General features: G+C 67.3%; 21 protein-coding genes and 1 tRNA gene. 14 read left to right on the top strand and 8 right to left on the bottom strand.

Translation table 11 applies throughout. The annotated features are described in order from the left end of the window. Positions 1-84: 84 nt before the first annotated feature. The 3 genes from sufT (at position 85) to ACXI0D_RS08300 (ending at position 3981) form a co-directional block, all read left to right on the top strand. Positions 85-636 (top strand): putative Fe-S cluster assembly protein SufT, encoded by a 552-nt coding sequence (gene sufT / locus ACXI0D_RS08310; RefSeq protein WP_005415385.1) that lies wholly within the window; start codon positions 85-87, stop codon positions 634-636. Positions 637-695: 59 nt separating this feature from the next. Further along, complete coding sequence (locus tag ACXI0D_RS08305) at positions 696-1790, top strand: branched-chain amino acid aminotransferase (RefSeq protein WP_049443161.1); 1095 nt, start codon at positions 696-698, stop codon at positions 1788-1790. Between the two features lie 451 nt (positions 1791-2241). Next, the gene (locus tag ACXI0D_RS08300; RefSeq protein WP_049443162.1) at positions 2242-3981 is read left to right on the top strand and encodes a S8 family peptidase; all 1740 of its coding nucleotides are present in this window, start codon (positions 2242-2244) and stop codon (positions 3979-3981) included. Between the two features lie 88 nt (positions 3982-4069). Here ACXI0D_RS08300 and ACXI0D_RS08295 read toward each other — a convergent pair whose 3' ends face one another. The 3 genes from ACXI0D_RS08295 to wrbA all read right to left on the bottom strand — a co-directional run bounded on the left by ACXI0D_RS08295 (position 4070) and on the right by wrbA (position 5560). After that, positions 4070-4555, bottom strand: a complete 486-nt coding sequence (locus ACXI0D_RS08295) for an asparaginase domain-containing protein (RefSeq protein ID WP_010481766.1) — start codon at positions 4553-4555, stop codon at positions 4070-4072. Between the two features lie 79 nt (positions 4556-4634). Beyond that, the gene (locus ACXI0D_RS08290) at positions 4635-4970 is read right to left on the bottom strand and encodes a DUF2069 domain-containing protein (RefSeq protein WP_479642473.1); all 336 of its coding nucleotides are present in this window, start codon (positions 4968-4970) and stop codon (positions 4635-4637) included. Beyond that, a complete protein-coding gene (gene wrbA, locus ACXI0D_RS08285; RefSeq protein ID WP_012510135.1) occupies positions 4967-5560 on the bottom strand; it encodes an NAD(P)H:quinone oxidoreductase in 594 nt (197 codons plus the stop codon). The genes ACXI0D_RS08290 and wrbA overlap by 4 nt, the downstream gene beginning before the upstream one ends. A 77-nt stretch (positions 5561-5637) precedes the next feature. Here wrbA and ACXI0D_RS08280 point away from each other — a divergent pair, with 77 nt between their 5' ends. Together ACXI0D_RS08280 and ACXI0D_RS08275 are read left to right on the top strand one after the other, a co-directional pair. Next, positions 5638-6912: a YihY family inner membrane protein gene (locus ACXI0D_RS08280; protein WP_479642472.1), complete on the top strand. Its 1275-nt coding sequence runs from the start codon at positions 5638-5640 to the stop codon at positions 6910-6912. Continuing rightward, on the top strand, positions 6909-7484 hold the full coding sequence (locus tag ACXI0D_RS08275) for a TlpA family protein disulfide reductase (protein WP_014036077.1): 576 nt from the start codon (positions 6909-6911) through the stop codon (positions 7482-7484). Before ACXI0D_RS08280 ends, ACXI0D_RS08275 begins: the two co-directional genes overlap by 4 nt. Before the next feature lie 527 nt (positions 7485-8011). On the opposite strand, the gene ppk2 is transcribed toward ACXI0D_RS08275, so the two are convergent. Genes ppk2 through hemA form a run of 4 tightly spaced genes read right to left on the bottom strand, consistent with a single transcriptional unit; the run spans position 8012 to position 12896 of the window. Further along, the gene (gene ppk2 / locus ACXI0D_RS08270) at positions 8012-8794 is read right to left on the bottom strand and encodes a polyphosphate kinase 2 (RefSeq protein ID WP_049445984.1); all 783 of its coding nucleotides are present in this window, start codon (positions 8792-8794) and stop codon (positions 8012-8014) included. Between the two features lie 46 nt (positions 8795-8840). Next, the gene (locus ACXI0D_RS08265; RefSeq protein ID WP_049445904.1) at positions 8841-10547 is read right to left on the bottom strand and encodes an O-linked N-acetylglucosamine transferase, SPINDLY family protein; all 1707 of its coding nucleotides are present in this window, start codon (positions 10545-10547) and stop codon (positions 8841-8843) included. A gap of 5 nt (positions 10548-10552) precedes the next feature. After that, positions 10553-11635, bottom strand: coding sequence for a peptide chain release factor 1 (gene prfA, locus ACXI0D_RS08260; RefSeq protein WP_049445902.1), 1083 nt, complete (start codon positions 11633-11635; stop codon positions 10553-10555). Next, entirely contained in the window at positions 11613-12896 is a 1284-nt protein-coding gene (gene hemA, locus ACXI0D_RS08255) for a glutamyl-tRNA reductase (RefSeq protein ID WP_032130429.1), read from the bottom strand. The genes prfA and hemA overlap by 23 nt, the downstream gene beginning before the upstream one ends. Before the next feature lie 63 nt (positions 12897-12959). On the opposite strand from hemA, the gene ACXI0D_RS08250 reads away from it, so the two are divergent. From ACXI0D_RS08250 to ychF, 9 genes are all read left to right on the top strand, one after another. Next, on the top strand, positions 12960-14645 hold the full coding sequence (locus ACXI0D_RS08250) for a tetratricopeptide repeat protein (RefSeq protein ID WP_479642471.1): 1686 nt from the start codon (positions 12960-12962) through the stop codon (positions 14643-14645). Continuing rightward, positions 14642-15301: a lipoprotein insertase outer membrane protein LolB gene (gene lolB / locus ACXI0D_RS08245; RefSeq protein ID WP_049445898.1), complete on the top strand. Its 660-nt coding sequence runs from the start codon at positions 14642-14644 to the stop codon at positions 15299-15301. Before ACXI0D_RS08250 ends, lolB begins: the two co-directional genes overlap by 4 nt. Continuing rightward, the gene (gene ispE, locus ACXI0D_RS08240; protein ID WP_479642470.1) at positions 15298-16167 is read left to right on the top strand and encodes a 4-(cytidine 5'-diphospho)-2-C-methyl-D-erythritol kinase; all 870 of its coding nucleotides are present in this window, start codon (positions 15298-15300) and stop codon (positions 16165-16167) included. The genes lolB and ispE overlap by 4 nt, the downstream gene beginning before the upstream one ends. A 12-nt stretch (positions 16168-16179) precedes the next feature. Further along, a tRNA-Gln gene (locus ACXI0D_RS08235) sits at positions 16180-16256 on the top strand. Between the two features lie 139 nt (positions 16257-16395). After that, positions 16396-17355 (top strand): ribose-phosphate diphosphokinase, encoded by a 960-nt coding sequence (locus tag ACXI0D_RS08230; RefSeq protein ID WP_005415400.1) that lies wholly within the window; start codon positions 16396-16398, stop codon positions 17353-17355. A gap of 110 nt (positions 17356-17465) precedes the next feature. After that, positions 17466-18083: a 50S ribosomal protein L25/general stress protein Ctc gene (locus ACXI0D_RS08225; RefSeq protein WP_014036085.1), complete on the top strand. Its 618-nt coding sequence runs from the start codon at positions 17466-17468 to the stop codon at positions 18081-18083. A 47-nt stretch (positions 18084-18130) separates the two neighbouring features. Then, a complete protein-coding gene (pth, locus tag ACXI0D_RS08220; RefSeq protein ID WP_019338143.1) occupies positions 18131-18709 on the top strand; it encodes an aminoacyl-tRNA hydrolase in 579 nt (192 codons plus the stop codon). Between the two features lie 41 nt (positions 18710-18750). Beyond that, complete coding sequence (locus tag ACXI0D_RS08215; protein WP_232528226.1) at positions 18751-19332, top strand: DMP19 family protein; 582 nt, start codon at positions 18751-18753, stop codon at positions 19330-19332. 98 nt (positions 19333-19430) lie between these two features. Then, the gene (gene ychF, locus ACXI0D_RS08210) at positions 19431-20522 is read left to right on the top strand and encodes a redox-regulated ATPase YchF (protein WP_014036087.1); all 1092 of its coding nucleotides are present in this window, start codon (positions 19431-19433) and stop codon (positions 20520-20522) included. A 482-nt stretch (positions 20523-21004) separates the two neighbouring features. Here the strand turns inward: ychF and ACXI0D_RS08205 are convergent, their stop codons facing one another. Further along, positions 21005-24253: an autotransporter family protein gene (locus ACXI0D_RS08205; protein ID WP_479642469.1), complete on the bottom strand. Its 3249-nt coding sequence runs from the start codon at positions 24251-24253 to the stop codon at positions 21005-21007. Positions 24254-24473 lie beyond the last annotated feature (220 nt).

The raw sequence follows: 24473 nt of genomic DNA, 5'->3' as shown, positions 1-24473 counted from the left end.
TGCCGCAGTGCACCGGCGGTGCCGGGGCGGCTGGGCTAGAATGCCGTCTTGCGTGGCCCCGGCCACGGCCCCATATCGGTCCCCATGTATTCCCGTAGCAGCGAACCTGTCCACTTCGAACGCGATTGCGAGGCCGTGATGGTCCCGCAGGGCGATACCGTGACCCTGCCTGCCGGCAGCTATGGGTACATCACCCAGGCGCTGGGCGGCAGTTATTCGGTGTTCGTCGAGGGCAACCTGTTCCGCATCGCCGGCAAGGACGGCGACGCCATCGGCAAGGAGGCGCCGGCACCGCTCGAGCTGCCGGCCGACGCCACCGATGAGCAGGTGGAACAGCTGGTGTGGCAGCAGCTGCGCACCTGCTTCGACCCGGAAATTCCGGTCAACATCGTTGAACTGGGCCTGGTCTATGAAGTCGAGATCAAGCACCTGGACGAAGGCAAGCGCGAGATCGACGTGAAGATGACCCTGACCGCCCCGGGCTGCGGCATGGGCGAGATCCTGGTCGACGACGTGCGCAGCAAGCTCGAAATGATCCCGACGGTGGCCGAGGCCGACGTCGACCTGGTGTTCGACCCGCCGTGGAACCAGCACATGATGTCCGAGGCGGCGCGGCTCGAGACCGGCATGCTTTGACCCAGGGCCCGCAGTGACGCGGGCCCGGCACTACCCGCAACCAGAACAGGAATCCTCCGGTGTCCCAGTCCATTCCCAGCTTCGCCGTCACCCGTTCGGACCACCCGCGCAGCGCTGAAGAGCGCGCCAAGATCCTGGAGAAGCCGGGCTTCGGCCTGCACTTCACCGATCACATGGTGGAAGTGCGCTGGGACAAGGATGCCGGCTGGCACAACGCCAACGTGCGTGCCTACGGCCCGCTGCAGCTGGACCCGGCCGCGGCAGTCCTGCACTACGGCCAGGAAATCTTCGAAGGCATCAAGGCCTACCGCCACGCCGACGGTTCGATCTGGACCTTCCGCCCCGACGCCAACGGCCGTCGCCTGCAGCGTTCGGCGCAGCGCCTGGCGCTGCCGGAACTGCCGGTGGAGATCTTCGTCGAATCGCTGAAGCAGCTGATTGCCGTCGACAGCGCCTGGGTGCCGTCGGCCGATGAGTCGAGCCTGTACTTCCGTCCGTTCATGATCGGCGACGAAGCCTTCCTCGGCGTGCGCGGCGCGCACAAGGCCGGCTACTACGTCATCGCCAGCCCGGCCGGCCCGTACTTCGCCAAGGGCGTCGCTCCGGTGTCGATCTGGCTGTCGACGGAGTACGCACGTGCGGCCAAGGGCGGCACCGGTGCGGCCAAGTGCGGTGGCAACTACGCCGCCTCGCTGCTGCCGCAGCAGAAGGCGCAGGCACAGGGCTGCTCGCAGGTGCTGTTCCTCGACCCGGTCGAGGGCAAGTACCTGGAAGAACTGGGTGGCATGAATGTGTTCCTGGTCTACAAGGACGGCACGCTGGTCACCCCGGAACTGTCCGGCAGCATCCTCGAGGGCATCACCCGCGAGAGCATCCTGCAGCTGGCCCGCGACCGTGGCATGAAGGTCGAAGAGCGCAAGGTCAGCATCGACGAATGGAAGGACGGCGTGGCCTCCGGTGCGATCAGCGAAGTGTTTGCCTGTGGCACCGCGGCAGTGGTTACCCCGATCGGCCAGCTGAAGGGCGAGGGCTTCTCGGTGGGCGACATCAACGCGCCGGCCGGCGAAGTGACCATGTCGCTGCGTAAGGAACTGACCGACATCCAGTACGGCCGCCTGCCGGACCGCCACAACTGGCTGGTCAAGCTGGGCTGATCGCCCGCGTTGAACGGGTAGCGCCGGGCCATGCCCGGCGGCTCCTCTGGAAAGCCCGTCCCCGTGACGGGCTTTCTGCGTTATGGGCCTGGGGGTCAGATCCCTTTCCCATGGAGAAGGGATCTGACCCCGAATCAGTGGACGCCGATGTCGGCAAAGTCATCTCAGGACACGTGATGACCCAGTCAGGTGCGTGCAGGCCGCGAGAAAGTTCCTTCACCTTCACAAACCCTCGACCCGAAAAGTCTCAGATCAGACATTTCATCTTGCTGAAAAGACGCTGAAAATCTTGTGGTGTCCGGTTTTGGTCATTAGCGTCATCTGCACGGCGGATCGATAGGGGGATCCGCTGACTCGCCGGACTTCGAACCTCGCCAACGCAAGCCAGCCCATGGTTCGGGCCGGTGCTTCTGCCGATTCCGGCATTCACACCACTAGAAAGGGAAATACGATGTCCCAGGTAACGCAACCGCGTGTGCGTCGAGTGTGGGTGGTCCTTGGTGCGTCCGTTCTGTCATCGCTGCTGCTGGCCACGCCTGCGCTGGCCGGTGACGTCCAGCTCAGCGGCCTGCAGTCCGCGCCGACGCACCAGCGCTTCATCGTGAAGTACCGTGACGGTAGTGCGCCGGTGGCCAACACCACCGCACTGGCCTCTTCGCTGAAGAGTGCCGCCGCCGGCCTGGCCAGCAGCCAGGGCCGCGCGCTGGGCCTGCAGGAAGTCCGCAAGCTGGCCGTCGGCCCGACCCTGGTCAGGACCGACCGCCCGCTGGACCAGGCCGAATCCGAGCTGCTGATGCGCAAGCTCGCCGCCGACCCGAACGTGGAATACGTCGAAGTCGACCAGATCATGCGTGCGACGCTGACCCCGAACGACACCCGCTTCAGCGAACAGTGGGGCTTCGGTACCTCCAACGCGTCGATCAACGTGCAGCCGGCCTGGGACAAGGCCACCGGCACCGGCGTGGTGGTGGCCGTGATCGATACCGGCATCACCAACCATCCCGATCTCAACGCCAACATCCTGCCCGGCTATGACTTCATCAGCGACGCCGCGATGGCACGTGATGGCGGTGGCCGCGACAACAACCCGAACGACGAAGGCGACTGGTACGGCGCCAACGAGTGCGGCTCGGGCATCCCGGCCTCCAACTCCAGCTGGCACGGCACCCACGTCGCCGGCACCGTGGCGGCGGTGACCAACAACAGCACCGGCGTGGCCGGTACTGCGTTCAATGCCAAGGTCGTCCCGGTGCGCGTGCTGGGCAAGTGCGGCGGTTACACCTCCGACATCGCCGACGCGATCGTGTGGGCCTCCGGCGGCACCGTCAGTGGCGTGCCGGCCAATGCCAACCCGGCCGAAGTCATCAACATGTCGCTGGGTGGTGGCGGCACCTGCTCGGCCACCTACCAGAATGCGATCAACGGCGCGGTCAGCCGCGGCACCACCGTGGTGGTCGCCGCCGGCAACAGCAACACCAACGTGTCCTCGTCGGTGCCGGCCAACTGCGCGAACGTGATCGCGGTGGCGGCCACGACCTCGGCCGGTGCGCGTGCCAGCTTCTCCAACTATGGTGCCGGCATCGACATTTCCGGCCCGGGCCAGAGCATCCTGTCCACCCTCAACACCGGCACCACCACGCCGGGCAGCGCCACCTATGCGTCCTACAACGGCACTTCGATGGCGGCGCCGCATGTGGCCGGCGTGGTGGCACTGATGCAGTCGGTGGCGCCGAGCCCGCTGAGTCCGGCGCAGGTCGAAAGCATCATCAAGAGCACCGCACGCCCGCTGCCGGGCGCGTGCTCGGGTGGCTGCGGCGCCGGCATCGTCGACGCCAACGCGGCCGTGGCCGCGGCGATCAATGGCGGTGGCCCGAACCCGGGCGGCAACGTGCTGCAGAACAACGTGCCGGTGACCGGCCTGGGCGCCGCGACCGGTGCCGAGCTGAACTATACCGTCGCCGTTCCTGCCGGCAGCACCCAGCTGCGCGTGGCGATCAGTGGCGGCAGCGGTGATGCCGACCTGTACGTGCGCCAGGGCAGTGCCCCGACCGATACCACCTACACCTGCCGTCCGTACCTGAGCGGCAACAGCGAGACCTGCACCATCAACAGCCCTGCCGCCGGCACCTGGTATGTGCGGGTGAAGGCGTACAGCACCTTCTCGGGCTTGACCCTCAACGCCCAGTACTGAGCCCAAGTCCCTCTCCAAGGGCACGCCCTGGCTTCGGCCGGGGCGTTTTTGTCTGGGTGGGTGCCGACCTTGGTCGGCACGCTGTTCCTCAGACCGACTCGAAGCGGTTCGCCGCCACGTTCTTGCGCACGTGCTGCGGGTCGAAAATCCGCCCGTTCATCGCGATGTACACGCCGCTCGGCAGCGACTGCACCGCACCGATCGCACAACCGATGTTGAACTCCGCATCCGAGCCGCGGAAGCGTGCCGGGCTCAGCGCACCGGTCATCACGATGGTCTTGTCCGGGATCGTCGCCAGCACCTTGCCGGTCTGCACCATCGAATCGGTGCCGTGGGTCACCAGCACGTGCCGGGTCGGCTGCGCGGCAATGGTGGCGCGGATCAGTTCGCGGTCCTCATCGTTGATGTGCAGCGAATCCTTGCGCAGGATCGGAATCACGTTGAAGCGGAACGTCACGCCCAGCTCGCGCAGGATCATGCCGATCTGCGGATCGCCGATCTGGTAGTCCGACTTGTCGTCGAAATAGATCTTGTCGATCGTGCCACCGGTGGTGACGACCAGGAGCTCTTCCATCATGTGCATGCGCGAAACCAGGACAGGTACTGCGGCGCGGGGCCAGGAATGCAGATGATACGGCCCTGCGGCCGCAGCGTCAGCGTCGCTCGCCGAAGCGGGCGCGCAGGCCGGGCAGGCTGGCGCTGAAGATCACCAGCAGCGCCAGCGCGATCTCGATCAGCGCCAGCCAGCGCGTTTCCGGGTGGCTCCAGGCGCTCATCACGCCGTGGCTGAACCAGCCCAGGGCCAGCACCGAGGCCCAGAAGCCGGCCTTGCTCCAGCCCAGGCGCAGGGCAACGGCCAGTGCCAGCGGTGGTGCGGTGAACACCAGCTGGGTCGCCAGCCAGTGCTTGTCATTGATGAACCAGCCTGCGAACAGCGCGGCCAGCCCCATCAGGGCCAGCAGCAGGACCGTGCGCGGCGCGCGGCTCATCGGGCCAACCGCTGCGCGATGTCGGCCACCCGGCGCCCCAGCGCGCGCGCCAGCACGGCTTCGTCGTCGGTCGGCTGCGGGTCGTCGGCGGCGCCGGCCACGTGGCTGGCGCCATACGGCGTGCCGCCACTGGTGGTGTGGCTCAGCGCCGGTTCGGTAAACGGGATGCCGACGATCACGCAGCCGTGGTGCAGCAGTGGCACCTGCATCGACAGCAGGGTCGATTCCTGGCCGCCATGCATGGATGCGGTGGAAGTGAACACGCCGGCCGGCTTGCCGGACAGGGTGCCATTGACCCATTCGGCGCCCAACCCGTCCAGGAAGTGCTTGACCGGCGCGGCCATGTTGCCGAAGCGGGTGGGGCTGCCGAGCAGCAGGCCCTGGCATTCGACCAGGTCCTGCACGCTCACATAGGGGGCGCCATCGTCGGGTACCGGCGGCTGTGCGGTCTGGGTCACGGCGGCCACCGGCGGTACCGTGCGCAGGCGCGCGGTCATGCCCGGCACTTCGCCGATGCCCCGCGCGATCTGGCGCGCCAGCCGTGCCACCGAACCGCCCCGGCTGTAGTACAGCACCAGAATCTCGCCCATCGTGCCCGCTTCTCCTCGTCGTGTGGCTACCAGTATGGCTATCCTGCGAGCATTCCGCATCGGGTACCCTTTCGCCGATGGAACCTTTGGATACGCTCAACCTGTGGATGGAGCGCGCGCGGGATCGCGCACGGGCCATCAGTTTCGGCCGCTTCCTGTGGCATCGCTTCCTCGACGACCGCCTGTTCCAGGCAGCGGCGGCGCTGGCGTACACCACGGTGTTCGCGCTGGTGCCGCTGGCGATCGTGGTATTCGGTGTGCTGTCGGCCTTCCCCGTCTTCGACCGCTGGAGCGATCAGCTCAGCGACTACGTGTTCTCCAACTTCGTGCCCTCCGCAGCGCGTGCGGCCGAGGGCTACCTGCGGCAGTTCTCGGCCAGTGCCGGCCAGCTGACGGCGGCCGGCTTCATTGCACTGGTGGTCTCACTGCTGATCACGCTCAACAGCGTGGAAGAGACCTTCAACCAGATCTGGCGGGTCGGCTCGACCCGGCCCAAGCTGACCCGCTTCCTGGTCTATTGGACCGTACTGACCCTGGGCGCGATGCTCGCCGCCGCATCGCTTGCGGTATCGGCGCGGGTGTTCGCCATGCCGTTGTTCGGTACCCAGGAGGGCCGTTGGTTGGCCGAGCTGGCGCTGCGGCTGGCACCGATCCTGATCGAGTTCGTCTGCATCACGCTGATGTTCCGGGTGGTACCGCATCACACGGTGAAATGGCGGCACGCTGTGCCTGGCGCGATCCTGGCGGCGGTCATCCTGGAGCTGGTGAAGTGGGGCATCGGCGCCTATCTGGGCAGCTTCCAGTCCTACCAGAAGCTGTATGGCACGGTGGCCTTCGTGCCGATCCTGCTGCTGTGGATCTACCTGTGCTGGGTGGCGGTGCTGCTGGGCGCGTCGCTGGCCTCATCGATGGCGGCCTTCCGCTACCAGCCGGTTGAACTGCGCCTGCCGCAGGGGTACGAGTTCTACGGCTTGCTGCGCCTGCTCGGTCGTTTCCACCATGCCCGTGCCAAGGGCAAGGGCCTGGCCGACGATGAAATCCTGCGCCTGGAACTGCTGCTGACCGACTCGCTGCTGCAGGATCTGGCCTGCAACCTGCAGGAGATCGGCCTGCTGCGCCGCGATGAACGCGGCGAGTGGCTGCTCGCGCGCGACCTGGACCAGGTCAGCCTGGCCGATCTGTACGAATGCACCCAGCTGCGCATCCCGGTAGCCGAGCAGCACCTGCCGTACCGCGACGACAGCCTGGGCCGTGCCGCATTGGCGGCGCTGGACGATCTGCGACTGCCCCTGCGTGAACGCCTCAAGCGCAAGGTCAGCGACATCTACACCGATTCCGGAGACATGCCATGACCCGCAAGACCCCGTTGCCGCTGCTGCTCCCGTTGACCCTGCTGCTGGCCCTGGCGGCCTGCAAGCCGGCCCAGGAGCCAGCCCCGGCGAGCAGCCAGCCGCCGGCACAGGCGCCGACGCCGACCACTCCGGCGCCGGTCGAGGAAACCCCGGCCGAGCGCACTACCGCCGAGTTCCCGACGCTGAAGATGAAGGCGGTGGATGGCAGCGACTACGACCTGGCCGCGCATCGCGGCAAGTGGGTGGTGGTGAACTTCTGGGCGACCTGGTGCGCCCCGTGCCGCAAGGAAATGCCCGAGCTGTCGGCGCTGCATGCGATGCGCAGCAACATCGAAGTGGTCGGCCTGGCCTACGAGGACATCGAAGTGCCGGAAATGCAGTCGTTCCTGACCAAGCATCCGGTGACCTATCCGATCGTGATCGTGGACCCGTTCGATCCGCCGGCGGACTTCGCCACGCCGCGAGGCCTGCCGTTGACGCATCTGCTGGATCCGCAGGGCAAGCTGGCGCACACCTTCCTTGGCCCGGTGACCGCCGCCGACATCGAAAAGCAGATCGCGGCTGCCAAGTAATGGGTTGGTCGGCAGGGCCTGCGGCCCTGCACCCGTGGAGGCCAGAGCAACGGCAACGGCAACAGCCGAAGCAAAGGCGGGTCTCCTGAGGGATGGCGGGCTGGGTCCGGTTGCGGGGGCCGCTGCAAGTACGTCCATGTAAGCTCGGTCGCCGCATCCATGCGGCTCACGCCCCCGCAACCGGACCCACCCCGCCTTCGACAGATTTCCGCGATCTGTCGGGACGGCATGGGGTCAGATCCGTTTTCCGAAGGAAAACGGATCTGACCCCAAATGAATCTCGATATCTGACAGATGTGTCGACCAAGGTCGACACCCACCAACAGCCGCAGGGATCTGTCAGAGGTGGGGCGGTGTGGGTGGGCAGGACCGTTGGCGCCATGGATGGCGCCATCGAGCCCCCATGGACGGGTCTACGGCGTGTCCTGCCCACCCACACCGCCCCGCCATCCCGCGGATAGCCCGCTGTTGCTGTTGCCGTTGCCGTTGCGTTGAGCAGGTGCAGGGTGCGACCCTGCCGAACAACCCTATTCCTCGACCGGGAACTCCTCGATCGGCTTCAGTACATCGTAGTGCTCGCGATGCAGCTTGCCCTTCAGCTTCGGCAGCTCCGGCAACGGCGCATCGACCCGCGTGTCCGGCAACCGGTCCAGCAGGTTGCGCACCAGGGTCAGTCGCCCCAGCCGCTGGTCGTTGAAATCCACCAGCGTCCACGGCGCCGCCTCGCGATGCGTCGCGCGCAGCATCGCCTCGCGGGCTTCGGTATAGGCGCTGTACTTGCTGCGCGATTTCAGGTCGACCGGGGACAGCTTCCAGCCCTTCAGCGGATCGAGATGGCGCTCGGCGAAGCGCTTCTCCTGCTGCTCCTGGTCCACGCACAGCCAGTACTTGAACAGCAGGATGCCGTCATCCACCAGCAGCTGTTCGAACACCGGCGCCTGGCGCAGGAACTGCTGGTACTCGGTCTCGCTGCAGTAGCCCATCACCCGCTCGACGCCGGCGCGGTTGTACCAGCTGCGGTCCATCAGCACGATCTCGCCGGCGGCGGGAAGATGCGAGGCGTAACGCTGGAAATACCACTGCGTGGCTTCGCGGTCGGTAGGCTTGGGCAGTGCCACCACCCTGCATTGGCGTGGATTGAGATGCTGGCTGATGGCCTGGATCGCGCCGCCCTTGCCTGCCGTATCCCGTCCTTCGAACAGCACCAGCAGGCGTTGCCCGCTGTGCTGCACCCAACGCGCCATCGCGGTCAGTTCCAGCTGCAGCGGCAGCAGCAGTTCGTCGTAGTCCTTGCGCTTGAGCTTGGCCATCATCACACCAGGCGGGGAGGAAGCCCGAGCGTAACGCAGGGATCGCTCAGGCGTTGTCGACGCCCTGCCAGCCGTGTTCGCCAGCCAGCTGCTGCAGCAGCGCCGACAGGTCGCGGGCAAACCCGGCCATGTCGAACAGTCCACTGCGGTCGCGCGCCTGCGCCAGCTCGGCACGCAGCGCGGCCAGTGCCGCAGGGTCATTGCCCAGCGCGCTGGCGGTGGCGATGAACGCCGCGTCGTCGGCGACATTCATCCGGGCCAGCCCCAGATGATGATTGAGGCTGCCGGCCACGCGCGCGGCGAAGGTGTCGCCCGGGCAGGTCAGTATCGGGCAGCCGGCCCACAGCGCATCGGAGGCGGTGGTGTGCGCATTGTAGGGATGGGTGTCGAGGAACAGGTCGGCCAGCTGATAGAGGGCCAGGTACTGTGGATGCGGCAGCTTGGCCATGAACACCAGGCGGGCCGGGTCCAGGCCGGCCGCCTGCGCGGCGGTGCGCAGGCGGGCGTCGGCCTGGCCGGGGCCGGACAGCAACCACAGCACGCTGCCGGGCACGGCCTGCAGCACTGCGAAGGCGCGGCCCATGCTGCGTGGGTTGAGCTTGTAGCTGTTGTTGAAGCAGCAGAACACCACGCCGTGTTCGGGCAGCCCGCATTCGGCGCGGGACGGCGCCGGTTCCAGTACGCGGGTGTTGTCCGAGGGCTGGAAGGCGCGTGGCAGGCGCAGGACGCGTTCGCTGAAGTGAGGTTCCAGCGATGCGGGCAGCACGAATTCGTCGGCGACCACTGCATCCAGCCAGCGTGCACCTGATGTGCCGGGGTAGGCCAGCCAGTTCAGCTGCAGCGGGGCCGGGCGCATTGCCAGCACCTCGGGCGTGCCGCCGCCACCCCAGCCGCGCAGGTCGAACAGCAGGTCGATGCCCTGTGCGCGGACGCGGGCTGCGATGTCGGCATGCCGTAGTGCGGCTACCTCATGCAGCCGGGTCGCGGCCTGCAGGCGATCGCGGATGCGGCTGCCATCGGCGCGGTTCAACGCGAACAGGTGCAGCTGCAGCGCCGGGTCATGACGCAGGTGTTCGAGCAGGGCCACGGTCAGCAGCCCGGTGGGGTGGGCGCCGAAGCCATTGGAGAGGAAACCGACGCGCAACGGGCCGCGCGCGCGTACCGTTGCCGCCGGCAAGGGCCGAACCGAGGCGGCGATCAGCGAGGCGCGCGCACGTGCGCAGGCCAGCTGCTCGGCAGCGCTGGCGTCTTCGCTGAGGAAGGCGAACGGCTCCACCGCGCCCTGACCGGAAGCGAGCGCGGCACGTACCTGCGTGGCCAGCGCGTCCACGTCCTGCCAGTCGCACAGGCGCCGCTGCCAGGCCAGGCGCTGGGCGGCGATGTAGGGTTCGTCCGGCATCAGCGTATGTGCGCGGCGATAGGCCGCCGCCGCGCCTTCGGCATCGTCGGCATCTTCCAGTGCATGGCCCAGCCACAGCGCGATGCCCGGGTGCTGCGGGGCCAGTGCCGAGGCCTGGCCAAGCAGCCTGGCCGCGTCGGCATGCGCGCCGGCCATCCAGGCCACGCGACCCAGCCGTGCCAGTGCTTCGGGGTGGTTCGGGCGCAGCTGCAGCGCACGTCGTGCGGCCTGCTCGCCGGCGGCAATGTCGCCGGCTTCCAGTTCCAGGTCGGCCAGCATCACCCAGGCGACGAAATCGCCGGGCTGGCGTGCGATCGCCTGCTGCAGGTGCTGTCGCTGCTGCCAGGCCGACATCGTGCTCAGCCCGCCGACAGCTGGGCCAGGGCGTCGACCTGGTGCTCGTGGCTGAGCCGCTGCAGCAGTGGGTCGAGGTCGCCGGCAAGGATGTTGGGCAGGTCGTACAGGGTCAGGCCTTCCACGCGGTGGTCGGTGATCCGGCCCTGCGGGAAATTGTAGGTGCGGATGCGCTGGCTACGGTCACCGCTGCCGACCTGCAGGCGCCGCGATTCGGCCTGCGCGGCGTCCTGTCGCTGGCGCTCGGCATCGAGCAGCTGCGCTTTCAGCCGCTTCATCGCCTTGTCACGGTTGGCGTGCTGGCTGCGCTCGGTCTGGCACTCCACCACTACGCCGGTCGGCACGTGGGTGATGCGGATCGCCGACTCGGTCTTGTTGACGTGCTGGCCACCGGCACCGGACGAGCGGAACGTATCCACCTTCAGGTCGGCCGGGTTGATGACGATGTCGTCGACTTCGTCGGCCTCGGGAATGATCGCCACCGTGGCCGCCGAGGTATGGATGCGGCCCTGCGACTCGGTGGCCGGCACGCGCTGCACGCGATGCGTGCCCGATTCGAACTTCAGGCGCGAGAACGCACCCCGGCCGACCACGCGCGCCACCACTTCCTTGTAGCCGCCATGCTCGCCGGGATTGTCCGATTCGATCTCGACCTTCCAGCCCTGGCGCTCGGCATAGCGGGCGTACATGCGGAACAGGTCGCCGGCGAAGATCGCGGCTTCGTCGCCGCCGGTACCGGCGCGCACCTCCAGGAACAGGTTGCCTTCGTCGCGCGGATCGCGCGGTACCAGCAGCAGGGCCAGTTCTTCTTCCAGTTCCTGCAGGCGCGCCTGCGCAGCGGCGATTTCCTCGTCGGCCAGTTCGCGCAGGTCGGGGTCGGCGCGCATGCCTTCGGCGGCGGCCAGGTCGGCCTTGGCACGGGCTTCATCGGCCAGTGCAGTGGCGACCGGTTCAAGTTGGGCGAATTCGCGCGAAAGGTCGCGGAAACGGGTGTTGTCGGCGACCACATCGGGTTCGGCGAGCAGGCGTTCCAGTTCTTCGCGGCGCTCGGCCAGCGCTTCCAGCTTACGGCGCAGGGTCGGCGTCATCGGGTCTCACGGGTGGGTGGCGGTAACCCGGCGTGGCCGGGAACAGGCGCTCGGCGGCGCGGGTCAGGTCAGCATCGCCACTCAGCGCGGCGGCGCGCAGTGCGGCGGTCGGCGGATGCAGCAGTCGATTGGTCAGGCCGTGGGCCAGCAGTTCCAGCACTTCGTCGGCCGGCTTGCCGTTGGCCAGCTGCTGGCGCGCGCGCTCCAGCAGTTCGGCGCGGGTGGCTTCGCCGAACGCACGCAGCTGCCGCAGCGGTGCCTGGTGGGCGCTGGCCTGCTGGGTCTCGACGAAGCGCGACACCTGCAGGTCGATGATCGCCTCGGCCTCGGCGGCGGCCTCGCGGCGGCCACGGCGGTTGTCTTCCACCGCGCGTTCCAGGTCATCGACGGTGTAGAGGAAGGCGTCGTTGAGCGTGCCGACCTCGGCCTCGATGTCGCGCGGCACGGCCAGGTCGAACAGCAGCATCGGCTTGTGCCGGCGCGCACGCAGGGCCTTGGCCACCATCTCGCGGTGGATCACTGGCTCGCGCGCAGCGGTGGCCGAGAACACCACGTCGGCCTCGCCCAGGTGGCGGTCCAGTTCGGTCAGTGGCAGTGCCACGCCGCCATGACGGCTGGCCAGCTCCTGCGCGTGGGCGAGGGTGCGGTTGGCGATCAGCAGTCGCCGCACCTTGCCTTCACTCAGGTGACGTGCAGCCAGTTCGATGGTCTCGCCGGCACCGACCAGCAGCACGGTGGAGTCGTCCAGTCGCGCGAACGCGTTCTGCGCCAGGCGCACCGCCGCCGAGGCCACCGACACCGGGTTGGCGCCGACCTGGGTATCGGTGCGCGCACGCTTGGCCACCGAGAAGGTCTGCTGGAACAAGCGGTCCAGGCGCTGGCCGAGCAGGCCATGGTCACGCGCGGTCGACCAGGCATCCTTCACCTGGCCGAGGATCTGCGGTTCGCCCAGCACCATCGAGTCCAGCCCGGTGGCGACCCGGAACAGGTGGCGCACGGCCTCGGCATCGGCATGCTGGTACAGGTAGCCCTGCAGGTCGCCGGCCTGGCTGTGCAGCCACTGGTCCAGCGCCTGTGCCGACTCGGCCACGGCGTACAGCTCGGTGCGGTTGCAGGTGGACAGCAGCACTGCCTCGGCGATCTGCGGGGTATCGCGCAGCGAGCCCAGCGCACGCGGCAACGCCTCACCGGCGAAGGCCGCGCGCTCGCGCAGCTCCACCGGTGCGGTCTGGTGATTCAGTCCGAGCACCCACAGGGTCATTGTTCAGTTGCTTGCGATAAGCTGCTGGCCATTGGACGACATTTTAAGGCCCCGATGCCGACGATGCCCGCATTGATTCGCATCCCCAGTGTTCTGCTGCTGTCCCTGGCCTGCGCCCAGTCCCTGGCGGCGGTGCCGGCCAAGGCCCCCGTGCGGGCCGCGGCCACTGAGGAACTGGCGCTGGAACCGGTGATGGCCGGTGAGTTCGCCCTGCAGGCCGGCAAATTGGCCGAGGCCGCGCGCTGGTACCTGCAGGCGGCCCAGCAGACCGACGGCGACGCCGGCCTGGCCGAGCGCGCGACCCGCATTTCCATGCTCGCCAACGATGATGCCAGCGCCGCCAAGGGCCTGGCGCTGTGGCAGCAACGCGCCCCACGCTCGCTGACCATGCGCAGCGCCGCCGGTGCGCTGGCCATGCGCCAGGGCGATGTGAAGGCCGCCCGCACCGAGCTGCAGGCGCTGCTGGCCGACCCCGACGAGCGTGGCTGGAAGTTCGCCCTGGCCGCACTGATCGGCGGTGGCCGCGACCCGGCGGTACCGGCGCAGGTGCTGGGCGAGCTGGTCGATGCCAATGCCATTCCACCCAAGATCGAGGCCTGGCAGGAATTCGGTCGCCTGGCCCTGCGCATGGACAAACCCGAGCTGGCGCGGCGCATGATCGATGAAGTGGTCAAGCGCTTCCCGGAAGAGCCGCGTGTGGCGCTGCTGCGTGCCAGCCAGCTGCAACAGGCGGGCGAGACCGACAAGGCATTGTCGCTGCTGCACGACGTCGAGCCGAAGACCCGCCAGGACCCCGAGCTGCGCAATGCGGTGGCCATCGCCTACGACAGCCTGGGACAGCCGGCTGCGGCCGAGCGCGTACTGGCGTTCGGCCCGCAGGACGTACAGACCTGGGGCATGCGCGCCTCGCTGCTGGCCAAGCAGGGCGACAAGGCTGCGCTGTCCAATCTCTACAACGAGCTGTCGCGGCAGGCGGCCAAGCCGGATCCTGCGCAGCGCCTGTTGCTGGGCAAGATCGCCGAGTACCTGAAGCGTTACCCCGAGGCGGTGCAGTGGTACCACAGCGTGCCCGGTGGCGATGAACTGAGCGAAGCGCGCCTGCGCGCGGCCAATGCCCAGGCCCTGGCCGGGCGCCTGCCGCTGGCACTGGAGGAAGTGCACGCGATCCAGTCCGATGCAGTGGTCGATGACGATGTACGCCGCGACGCCTATCTGCTGGAGGCCGAGCTGCGCCAGCGCGGCGACGACAGTGCCGGCGAACTGGATGCATTGGCCCGCGGCCTGGCCGCCTACCCGGACGACAACGGCCTGCTGTACGCCCGAGCGCTCACCTGGGAGCGCCGCGACGATATCCCCCGCGCCGAGGCCGACCTGCGCAAGATCCTGGTGACCGACCCGGAAAACGTGCCGGCGCTGAACGCGCTGGGCTACACCCTGGCTGACCGTACCGGCCGCCTGCAGGAGGCGCTGGAGCTGATCGACCGCGCCCGCGTGGCCGAGCCGGACAACGCCGCCATCGTCGACAGCTACGGCTGGGTGCTGTATCGCCTGGGTCGCAAGGAAGAAGCGCTGGTGCAGCTGCGCCGGGCCTGGACCCTGGCCAAGGACCCGGAGATCGCCGCCCACGTCGGCGAAGTGCTGTGGGTGCTGGGCAAGCATGATGAGGCCCGCCACTTCTTCGACGAAGCGGCCAAGCTCGACCCTGAAAACCGCGCGCTGCTGCGCGCCCGCGAGAAATTCAATCCATGAGTGGTTCCCTGATCCGGCCGCTGCTGTTGGCGGCCGCGACCCTGGCGGTGAGCGCCTGTACCAGCGTCGGCACGCAGAAGACCCCGGCGCCAGCGGTGGTCGAGATTGTTTCGGCTGAAGCGGCGCAGGCCGAGGCAGCGCGCGTGGCCGCGCTGCAGGCACAGCCGGACTGGGCCTTCCAGGGACGGGTCGCGGTCAGCAAAGGCAAGGACGGTGGCAGCGGTCGCATCGACTGGAAGCAGGACGGGCGCCGTTATGTGGTCGAGCTGAGCGCGCCGGTGACCCGGCAGAGCTGGAAGCTGACCGGCGATACCCATTCCGAAGCCGGTCGCCTGGAAGGGCTGGCCGGTGGCACCCGTGACGGTGAGGATGCCCAGCAGCTGCTGCTCGAGGCGACCGGCTGGGACATTCCGGTCAACCAGCTGCCGGAGTGGATCCGTGGCCTGGTGGCCGGCGATGCTGCCGGTCCGGAGAAGGTCGAGCGCGACGGTGAAGGCCGGCCGCGTCGCATGCAGCAGATGGGCTGGCAGGTGCAGTACCTGGACTGGTATCCCGCCGAGGCCGGGCGCCCGGCGTTGCCGCGCCGGATCGAAGCCAGCAATGGCGACGCCAAGGTGCGCCTGCTGGTGGACCAGTGGGGGCAGGGCACGCCATGAGTGCCGGGCGCGACGACGCGGGCTGGTCCTGGTGGCCGGCCCCGGCCAAGCTGAACCTGTTCCTGCACATCACCGGCCGCCGGGCCGACGGCTACCACGAGTTGCAGACCGTGTTCCGCCTGCTGGACTGGGGGGACCGCATCGGCCTGCGACTGCGTGAAGACGGCCAGGTGCGTCGGCAGGGCGAGGGCCTGGCCGGCGTGGCCGAGGCCGATGATCTGTCGGTGCGTGCCGCGCGCCTGCTTAAAGAAGTGGCGAATGTCGCGCAAGGCGCGGACATCATCGTTGAAAAGCATGTATCTGCCGGTGGTGGCTTCGGTGGTGGTTCGTCCGATGCGGCCACCGTGCTGGTAGTGCTGAACCGGCTCTGGCAGGCGGGCCTGGACGAAGACGCGCTGGCGGCGCTGGGCCTGCGCCTGGGCGCCGACGTGCCTGTGTTCGTGCGTGGCCGCAATGCCTGGGCCGAGGGGGTGGGCGAGCGCCTGCAGCCGATCACGCTGGCCCCGGCCTGGTATGTGGTGGTTGAACCGGGCGTTCATGTTCCTACGCCGGTCCTGTTTGCAGACCCGGATTTGACGCGCGACAGCCCAGTGGCGAAAATAGAGGACTTCGCTTCCGGGACCCTGGTCGGGAACGCGTTCGAACCGGTGCTGCGCCGCCGTGAGCCTGCCGTCGAGGCGGCGCTTGCCGCGTTGAGCGACATCGGCGCGGCGCGGCTGACCGGTTCGGGAAGTGGTTGTTTCGTCGAGTTCGCGTCGCAGTCTGCTGCAGAGCAGGGACGGTCGAAATTGCCGAAGGAGTTGCGGGCAAGGGTGGCAGCGGGCGTTGCGCGTTCGCCACTGCTGGATGCACTCGAGCAACACTAGATTTATCAATGCAGGGGCGTCGCCAAGAGGCCCAAGGCACCAGGTTTTGATCCTGGCATTCGTAGGTTCGAATCCTACCGCCCCTGCCAATAGCGGCTGTGTCCGCGCCTTCCAGCGCATCACCTGCGCGGGACGTGGAAACAACCGCGGTGTTGTCAGCAGCAAGGGTCCATCGGGTCCTTGCCGACCCCGGATCCCCGCCACTCGTCCCCGCCCGAGACAATCATGATGCAAGAGTCCCCGAACCTGCTGGTCTTTTCCGGCAACGCCAACAAACGTCTGGCGCAGAACATCTGCAAGGAACTGGGAGTCCGCCCGGGCAAGGCGCTGGTCTCGCACTTCTCCGATGGTGAAGTGCAGGTGGAAATCGAAGAGAACGTCCGCAAGCAGGACGTGTTCGTGATCCAGCCGACCTGCGCGCCGAGCGCGGAAAACCTGATGGAACTGCTGGTGCTGATCGACGCGCTCAAGCGCGCATCGGTGGCCAGCGTGACCGCCGTGGTGCCGTACTTCGGCTACTCGCGCCAGGACCGCCGCATGCGTTCCTCGCGCGTGCCGATCACCGCCAAGCTGGCGGCGAAAATGTTCAGCACCGCTGGCGCTGATCGCGTGCTGACCGTCGACCTGCACGCCGACCAGATCCAGGGCTTCTTCGATATTCCGGTGGACAACGTGTATGCGTCCCCGCTGCTGCTGGCCGACATCTGGCGCGCCTACGGCACCGAGAACCTGATCGTCGTGTCGCCGGACGTGGGCGGCGTGGTCCGCGCCCGTGCGGTCGCCAAGCGCCTGGATGACGCCGATCTGGCGATCATCGACAAGCGCCGCCCGCGCGCCAACGTCTCCACCGTGATGAACATCATCGGTGACGTCGAAGGCAAGACCTGCGTGATGGTCGATGACATCGTCGATACCGCCGGCACCCTGTGCGCCGCTGCCGCTGCCCTGAAGGCGCGCGGTGCGCTCAAGGTCGCCGCCTACTGCACCCATGCGGTGCTGTCGGGCCCGGCGGTGGACAACATCACCAATTCCCAGCTCGACGAGCTGGTGGTGACCGACACCATCCCGCTGAAGGACGCAGCGCGGGTGTGCAGCAAGATCCGCCAGCTGAGCGTGGCGGAAATGCTGGCCGAAACGATGCGCCGCATCGCCTTCGGCGAGTCGGTCAGCTCGCTGTACGTCGACTGAGTTTTTCGTCCCTGCCGGCAACGGCGGGGACATACCCCGGATGCTTCTGGTCGCGGAAGCATCTTCAACCGCCACGCCGCAAGGCGCGGCAACAACCTGAGTAGTCGAAAATGTCGAAGACCCATGAAATCAAGGTCACCAAGCGTGAACTGCAGCGTAAGGGTGCGAGCCGCCGCCTGCGTCACGCTGGTGTGATCCCGGCCATCGTGTACGGCGGCAACGCCGAGCCGGTCGCCATCAGCCTGGACCACAACGAAATCTGGCTGGCCCAGCAGAACGAGTGGTTCTATGCCTCGATCCTGGACCTGAACCTGGACGGCCAGGTGCAGAAGGTCCTGCTGCGTGACATGCAGCGCCATCCGTACAAGCAGCTGATCATGCACCTGGACTTCCAGCGCGTGAACGAGAACGAAGCCCTGACCGCTTCGGTCCCGCTGCACTTCATCAACGAAGACACCTCGCCGGCCGGCAAGGCTGCCGACGTCGTGGTCACCCACGAACTGAAGGAAGTGACCATCACCTGCCTGCCGAAGGACCTGCCGGAGTCGATCGAAGTCGACCTGGGCGAGCTGAAGGCCGGTGACGTGGTGTACCTGTCCAACATCAAGCTGCCGAAGGGCGTGGAAATCCCGGCCCTGGCGCTGGGCAAGGACCACGACGACGCCATCGTCACCGCCAAGGCCGGCAAGGCCGACGCGGCTGACGAAGAAGCGGCTGCCGCCGAGTAATACCCTACGGTGCCTGCCTCCGGGCAGGCACCGTATTGGAAGGAACCATGGCAGGACTGCGACTGATCGTCGGTCTGGGCAACCCCGGATCGGAACACGCCCGGACCCGGCACAATGCCGGGTTTCATTTCGTTGAGGCCCTGGCGGAAAAAGCCGGTGCGCGATGGAACGTGGACAGCAAGCTGTTCGGTGAGACCGCCAAGGTCGAGATCGCCGGGCAGACGGTGTGGCTGCTCAAGCCCGCCACCTTCATGAACCTCAGCGGCAAGTCGGTCACCGCCGCACAGCGGTTCTGGAAGATCGAGCCGGAAGAAACCCTGCTGGCCCACGACGAACTGGACCTGGCGCCCGGCGTGGCGCGGCTGAAGTTCGATGGCGGCCACGGCGGCCAGAACGGCCTGCGCGACACCATCCGCCTGCTCGGCCACGGCAAGTTCCATCGCCTGCGCGTGGGCATCGGCCATCCCGGCCACAAGGACCGCGTGGTGGGCTGGGTACTGGGACGCCCTTCCAAGGATGATGAAGTACTGATTTCGCGCGCCATCGACGATGCCATCGACGTGCTGCCGCTGGCGGTGCAGGGCGATTTCAGCGAAGCGATGAAGCGGCTGCACACTCCGCGCTGACCATGACCGACCCGCGTACTCCCTGCACCGTGTGTGGCGCCATGATCCTGCTGGCGACGGCGGCCCGGAACAATGGGCTTTGCATGCCGTGCCGGAATGGCACGCGGCAAAGCATGGAAATGGCGAGAACGCGGGATCGGGAGATTCGCGAAGAGCGGAAGCGCTTCGGAGAATCAGCAGAGGGGCGGCATTGGCATTGGTTGATCGAACAGGTCCACGGGAACGGTTGTGGATTTGCCGGATTGTCAGTGCAGGATCAGCGTTACTTTGCGATCAACGCGCTCATCAATGATGTCTATCGTGGAGGGCTTGATGCCTATTTCCTCAATTCTGCTGGCGCCTACATTGCTGAAGCGCTTGCAGGGCTTGGGGAGATGCAGCAGCTTGGCGTGCGAGACATCGTGCTCGCTGCCCAGCAGCTACTGTTTGGCAATGAGGCCATGGAAGATCATCATGCGCAAAGACGCCTGCAGATCTATCGTGCTGACGGGTGGCTCGACGATGAAGTCGAAACAGCACTTGATGCGCTGGATGGGCGATTCTATGCACTGGTCGACGAGGGCCAGCTTGAAGAACTGCTGAAAGCGTACGCAGAACGTCACAGGTTGTACGCCGCGTTCTAGCGCGGGCTACTGGAAGGACGATTGGGGATTGAAGGCATGCCCGCAGGCGAGCCTTGAATCCCGAATCATCCACTTACACTCAAACCCGGATTCAACCCATGGGTATCAAATGTGGCATCGTCGGCCTGCCCAACGTCGGCAAGTCGACCCTGTTCAATGCGCTGACCAAGGCGGGTATCGCCGCGGCGAACTTCCCGTTCTGCACCATCGAGCCGAACGTCGGCATCGTGCCGGTGCCGGATCCGCGCCTGAACGAGCTGGCAGCGATCATCAACCCGCAGAAGGTCATCCCGACCGCGGTCGAATTCGTCGACATCGCCGGCCTGGTGGCCGGTGCCGCCAGCGGTGAAGGCCTGGGCAACAAGTTCCTGGCGCACATCCGCGAAGTCGATGCGATCACCCACGTGGTGCGCTGCTTCGAGAACGCCGACGTCATCCACGTCAACAACAAGGTCGACCCGATCTCGGACATCGAAACCATCGATACCGAACTGGCGCTGGCCGACCTGGATAGCGTCGAGAAGGCGCTGAACCGCGCCGAGCGCGCGGCCAAGGGCGGCGACAAGGACGCCGCGGCGCGCAAGCCGGTGCTGGCCAAGCTGCAGGCGGCGCTGTCGGACGGCAAGTCCGGCCGTTCGGTGGGCCTGGACGAGGAAGAGAAGGCGCTGGTGCGCGACCTGTTCCTGCTGACCCTGAAGCCGGTGATGTACATCGCCAACGTGCTGGAAGACGGTTTCGAGAACAACCCGCACCTGGAAGCCGTGCGTGCGCATGCTGCCGCTGAAGGCGCGCAGGTGGTGCCGGTGTCGGCCGCGATCGAAGAAGAACTGTCGCAGCTCGACGACGAAGACCGCGATACCTTCCTGGCCGACCTCGGCCTGAGCGAGCCGGGCCTGAACCGCGTGATCAACGCGGCCTACAGCCTGCTCGGCCTGCAGACCTACTTCACCGCCGGCGTGAAGGAAGTCCGTGCGTGGACCGTGCGCAAGGGCGCTACCGCCCCGCAGGCTGCCGCGGTCATCCACACCGACTTCGAGAAGGGCTTCATCCGCGCTGAAACCATCGCGTATGACGACTTCATCAAGTACAAGGGCGAAGCCGGTGCCAAGGAAGCCGGTCGCCTGCGCCTGGAAGGCAAGGAATACCGCGTGCAGGAAGGCGACATCCTGCACTTCCGCTTCAACGTCTGATCCAGCGGCATTGGATCGACCCCGGACGCCCCGCCCTGTGCGGGGCGTTCGCGTTTCCGGTAATGGACAAAAAAACACCACAGTGCGAAACGCTTGCGGTGTGATGTTCGCCGTCACTTGTCCACAGCAAACTCCCATCGCTTTCCACGGCGGATGTGGAAAACCGCGCCCGCCGCTGTAGAGCCGAGCCCATGCTCGGCTTTACATGGCCTTACACGGCTTGCCCGTGCAGTGTGGACAAATTTTCACCACGCTTCGAAACGCCTGCGCGGCAACACTCCCACCCACTTGTCCACATCAAATCCCAACCACTCTCCACGACGGGTGTGGAAAACCGCGAAGGGGCGTGGACAAAAAACAGCCACGTGCTGAAACGCTTGCTGCGTGAGGTTCGCAGGCACTTGTCCACACCAAACCCCCATCGCTTTCCACGCCGCATGTGGAAAAAGTGCCCGGCACTCCCTTGCCGGGCACGTCCCGCATCACCAGTTGTACGACACGCCCAGCTGGGCGCCGACGTCGCGGAAGCCCATGCCGCCGCTCTGCCGGCTCAGTTCACCCCAGCCGCGCCAGCCGCCGGACAGATCCACCTGCACGCCGGCCTTGGCTTCGTAGATGTCGCGCGGCAGCTGCCGCTGCAGCCGCTCGCCGTCCATTGCCAGGCCCGCGCCATTGCCGCCGGACCACCAGTTCACCGCCACGTACGGGTGCACCTGGCCCTGCGCCGCGCTCAATCCACGGCTGTACAGGCGCAGGCCGAGGCGGGTGCTGGTCTCGGCGCCACCGCGGTCTTCGACCACCGTGCCGTTGGCCTCGATCACGCGGTCGCTGTCATAGCGGCTGTGCACCACCTGCAGCTGCGGTTCCAGGTAGATGCCGCGCTGCGCCGTGCGCCGCAGGGGCAGCACATAGCCGGCCTCGGCCGACGCACTCCAGTTGCGGGCGTCATAGCGCTCCTTCTGCAGGCCTTCGCCCTGCACGCTGTTGCGGAAGCGGCCGTACTGCAGCCAACCATCCACATAGGCGCCGCCTTCCATGCGCGCATCCTGCAGCCAGGTGGCATAGGCGCCCACGCTGGTGCCAGTGACCACGCCACGCGCGGTGTAGCCGGTCACCTGCGAGCGACTGTCATTGCGCGCGCGGCCATGGCCGAGCATCGCACCGGCCTGCAGTTCACCCGTGCCACCCACCTCGAAGCGGCGTCCGGCGCCGACCAGTACGCTGCTGATCTGGCCATCGACGTGCACCTGGCGGTTGCGGTCATGGCTGTCGGGCTGCGCGCTGCGAAGGTGGATCCAGGCCACGGCGTCACTTCTGGTGCCGGCCTGGGCGGCGGGATCACCGGCGCGGTCGTGCAGGCTGTGCCGGAACATGCCCAGCGCAGCGCTGCGGTTGGCCAGGTAGGCCGCTGGTTCCGGGCGTTCCACCTGCGGCCGCGGCGGATCGATCGGCGGCTCCGGCGGCAACGGCGGATCGATCGGCGGTCCCGGCGGCGACGGCGGGTCGACCGGCGGTTCCGGCGGCTGCGGCGGGTCGATCGGGGGATCCGGCGGTTCCGGCGGATCGACCGGCGGCACGTATTCCGAGCGCAGGTACCAGTTGCCATCATCCGGGGTCGACACACCGCCCTTGAACAGGAAGTAGTCGTAGGCCCCGGCGACCGCGCGGCCCTGCAGGCTGAACTGTGCATCCGACTGGCCGGCCACGGTGATCAGGCGGATGCCTTCCTGGGTCAGTGCACCGGCGCCGCCGGCATTGCGCACGCTCACGCTGGCGGTGCCGCTGCTGTTGCCGTTGATCACCAGCTGGTCGCCCAGCGAAGTGTCGTCGCCCAGCGCCCGGTTGAAGATCCACTGGCCACCATTGCCCACGTAGTCGCCGCTGACAGTGACCGTCTTGAAGCCGTCCGCCGCCGGCGCATCGAAGGCGATGGTGCCGGCGTGTTCGAGCGTACCGACGCTGGAACTGGCGCGTACGTTCCACTGGCTGCTGCCATCCAGCGCCAGCTGTGCGACCTGGTAGCCGGAGTCGTTGCGCAGGGCACCGCTGAACGTGGTGCCGTTGCCCAGCAGCATGTGCACGTCGGCCGTTGCGCTGTCGACCACTACGTCACCACGCAGCGTGCTGGCGTCGGCACTGAAGTCGATGCGGCTGGTCGCCACGCTGCTGCCGTCGGTGAACACGGTGTCGCTGACCCGCAGCAAGCGGCCACTGCCGTCGCCTGCGGTCACGTCGCTGCCATTGACGGTCAATGCGTGGTTGCTGCCCTGCAGCCAGAACGCGGCGCCACTGGCGGTCTCGATGTGGCTGTCGTTGAGGGTGGCACGGTTCCAGTACGGGCCGAACGCGGTCAGGTAGGAGCGGTAGCCGCCGCTGTTGCTGCCGGTCATGCGGATGTCCAGGCGGTCGGCCTGGGTCAGCCGCGCGGTGTTCATGTGCACGATGCCGAACACATTCTCGCCGTCGCTGCGGATCGCAACGTTGTCGAGCAGCGCGGTGGCGGTGGAGCCGCCGATGAACACGCCGCCACCGCCGTTGCCGCGCACGTCGATCACGCTGCCGTTGGCTTCGATGCGGCTGGCGGTGCTGCCGGTGGAGCCGGTCACGCGCACGCCGTAGGTCGCATCACCGTGTGTGGTGATCCGGCCACCCTGCACGGTGGCGACGCCGCCGGCGATCTCCACGCCGTAGCCGTAGGTGTCCGTCCAGGTATCAATGGTGCTGTCGGTCAGCTGCAGGCGCGACTCGTCGCTGGCCAGCCAGAATCCGGAAAAGCCGTCGCGCACGTCGAACGCTGCATCGCGGGCGGTCAGCTGGCCCCAGTTGTTGATGTTCACGCCATAGCCGCCAACGGTATAGAAGCTGCCGCCGTTGATCACCGCGCTGGAATAGGTCTTGCTGATGCTGCTGCCGAGCAGGCGCATGCTGCCACCTACGGAGTGCGCTTCCACGTTCTCGAGCAGCACGCTGCCGCCGCTGCCGATGTCGAACCAGCCGCCGTCCAGGTAGGTGTCGTACAACTCGGCGCGGCTGCCCGCGCCATCGACGGCGACGCCGGCGAGGATGCCACCGGGCGCCAGGGTGATCCGGCTGTTGCGGATCGTCAGCAGGCCGGCGCTTTCGGCGCGCAGGCGTGCGCCACTGTCGGCGCTCATCTGCAGGGTATCCAGATGCACCTCACTGCCCTTGCCGGAGGCGCCGGCCAGGGTGCCGACGCCGCCGGTCATCGCAATGCGGCCTCCGGTGTAGCGGATCACGCCACCGTTGGATGCCTGCACGCTGGCATAGCCGCTGCCGTTGCGGGTGGTATCGATGTCGACATCGCGTGCGTCGATCACGCTGCCGGCACCATTGGCATACAGCGCATAGAAGCCCGTGCCGGTCGCCGGTGCGATCGACAGCGTTGCGCCGCGCAGCTGCACCTGGCCACCATTGGCGGCTGACACGCCGCTGCCATTGCCGGTCACGTGGATGCGGCTGCCGTCGATCAGCGCATTGCTGCCGGTACCGGTGACCGTAAGTGCGAAGCTGCCCGCGCTGTGGTTGAGGACATCGTCGGCACCCAGCTGCAGGCTGTCACCGTCGTTGACCAGCAGCGGGCCGGTGAGGTCTGCGGCATGCGCCGGCAGGGCTGCCCACAGGGCAGTGGCCAGCAGGCTGGGAATGAGGGGCACACGCGTGGCGCGCGCGCGCCCGTACGCACGGCGGTGCCGTGTGGGGGAGGCGTTCATGCTGATGGACTTCCTGTGGCAGGGCGCAGCGAGGCTGCACGGACTGACGCGGCAGGGCCGCGTCGCTGCGGAAGTCCCACGCGACGGCGCCTGCAGGCGCCATCGGACTTCCGTCCCCCATGGCGATGCGGCAACAGCCGGCAGGTGCACCTTGGCGGGATGTCTCCAGCCTAGAAATCGTCCTTGTCCGATGGAATCAGGCGTTTCCTAAAGCCATTGC

The organism is Stenotrophomonas sp. C9D9 (assembly GCF_056491205.1).
The sequence above is the reverse complement of the archived record's forward strand: the minus strand, read 5'-3'. Positions and strand labels throughout refer to the sequence as shown.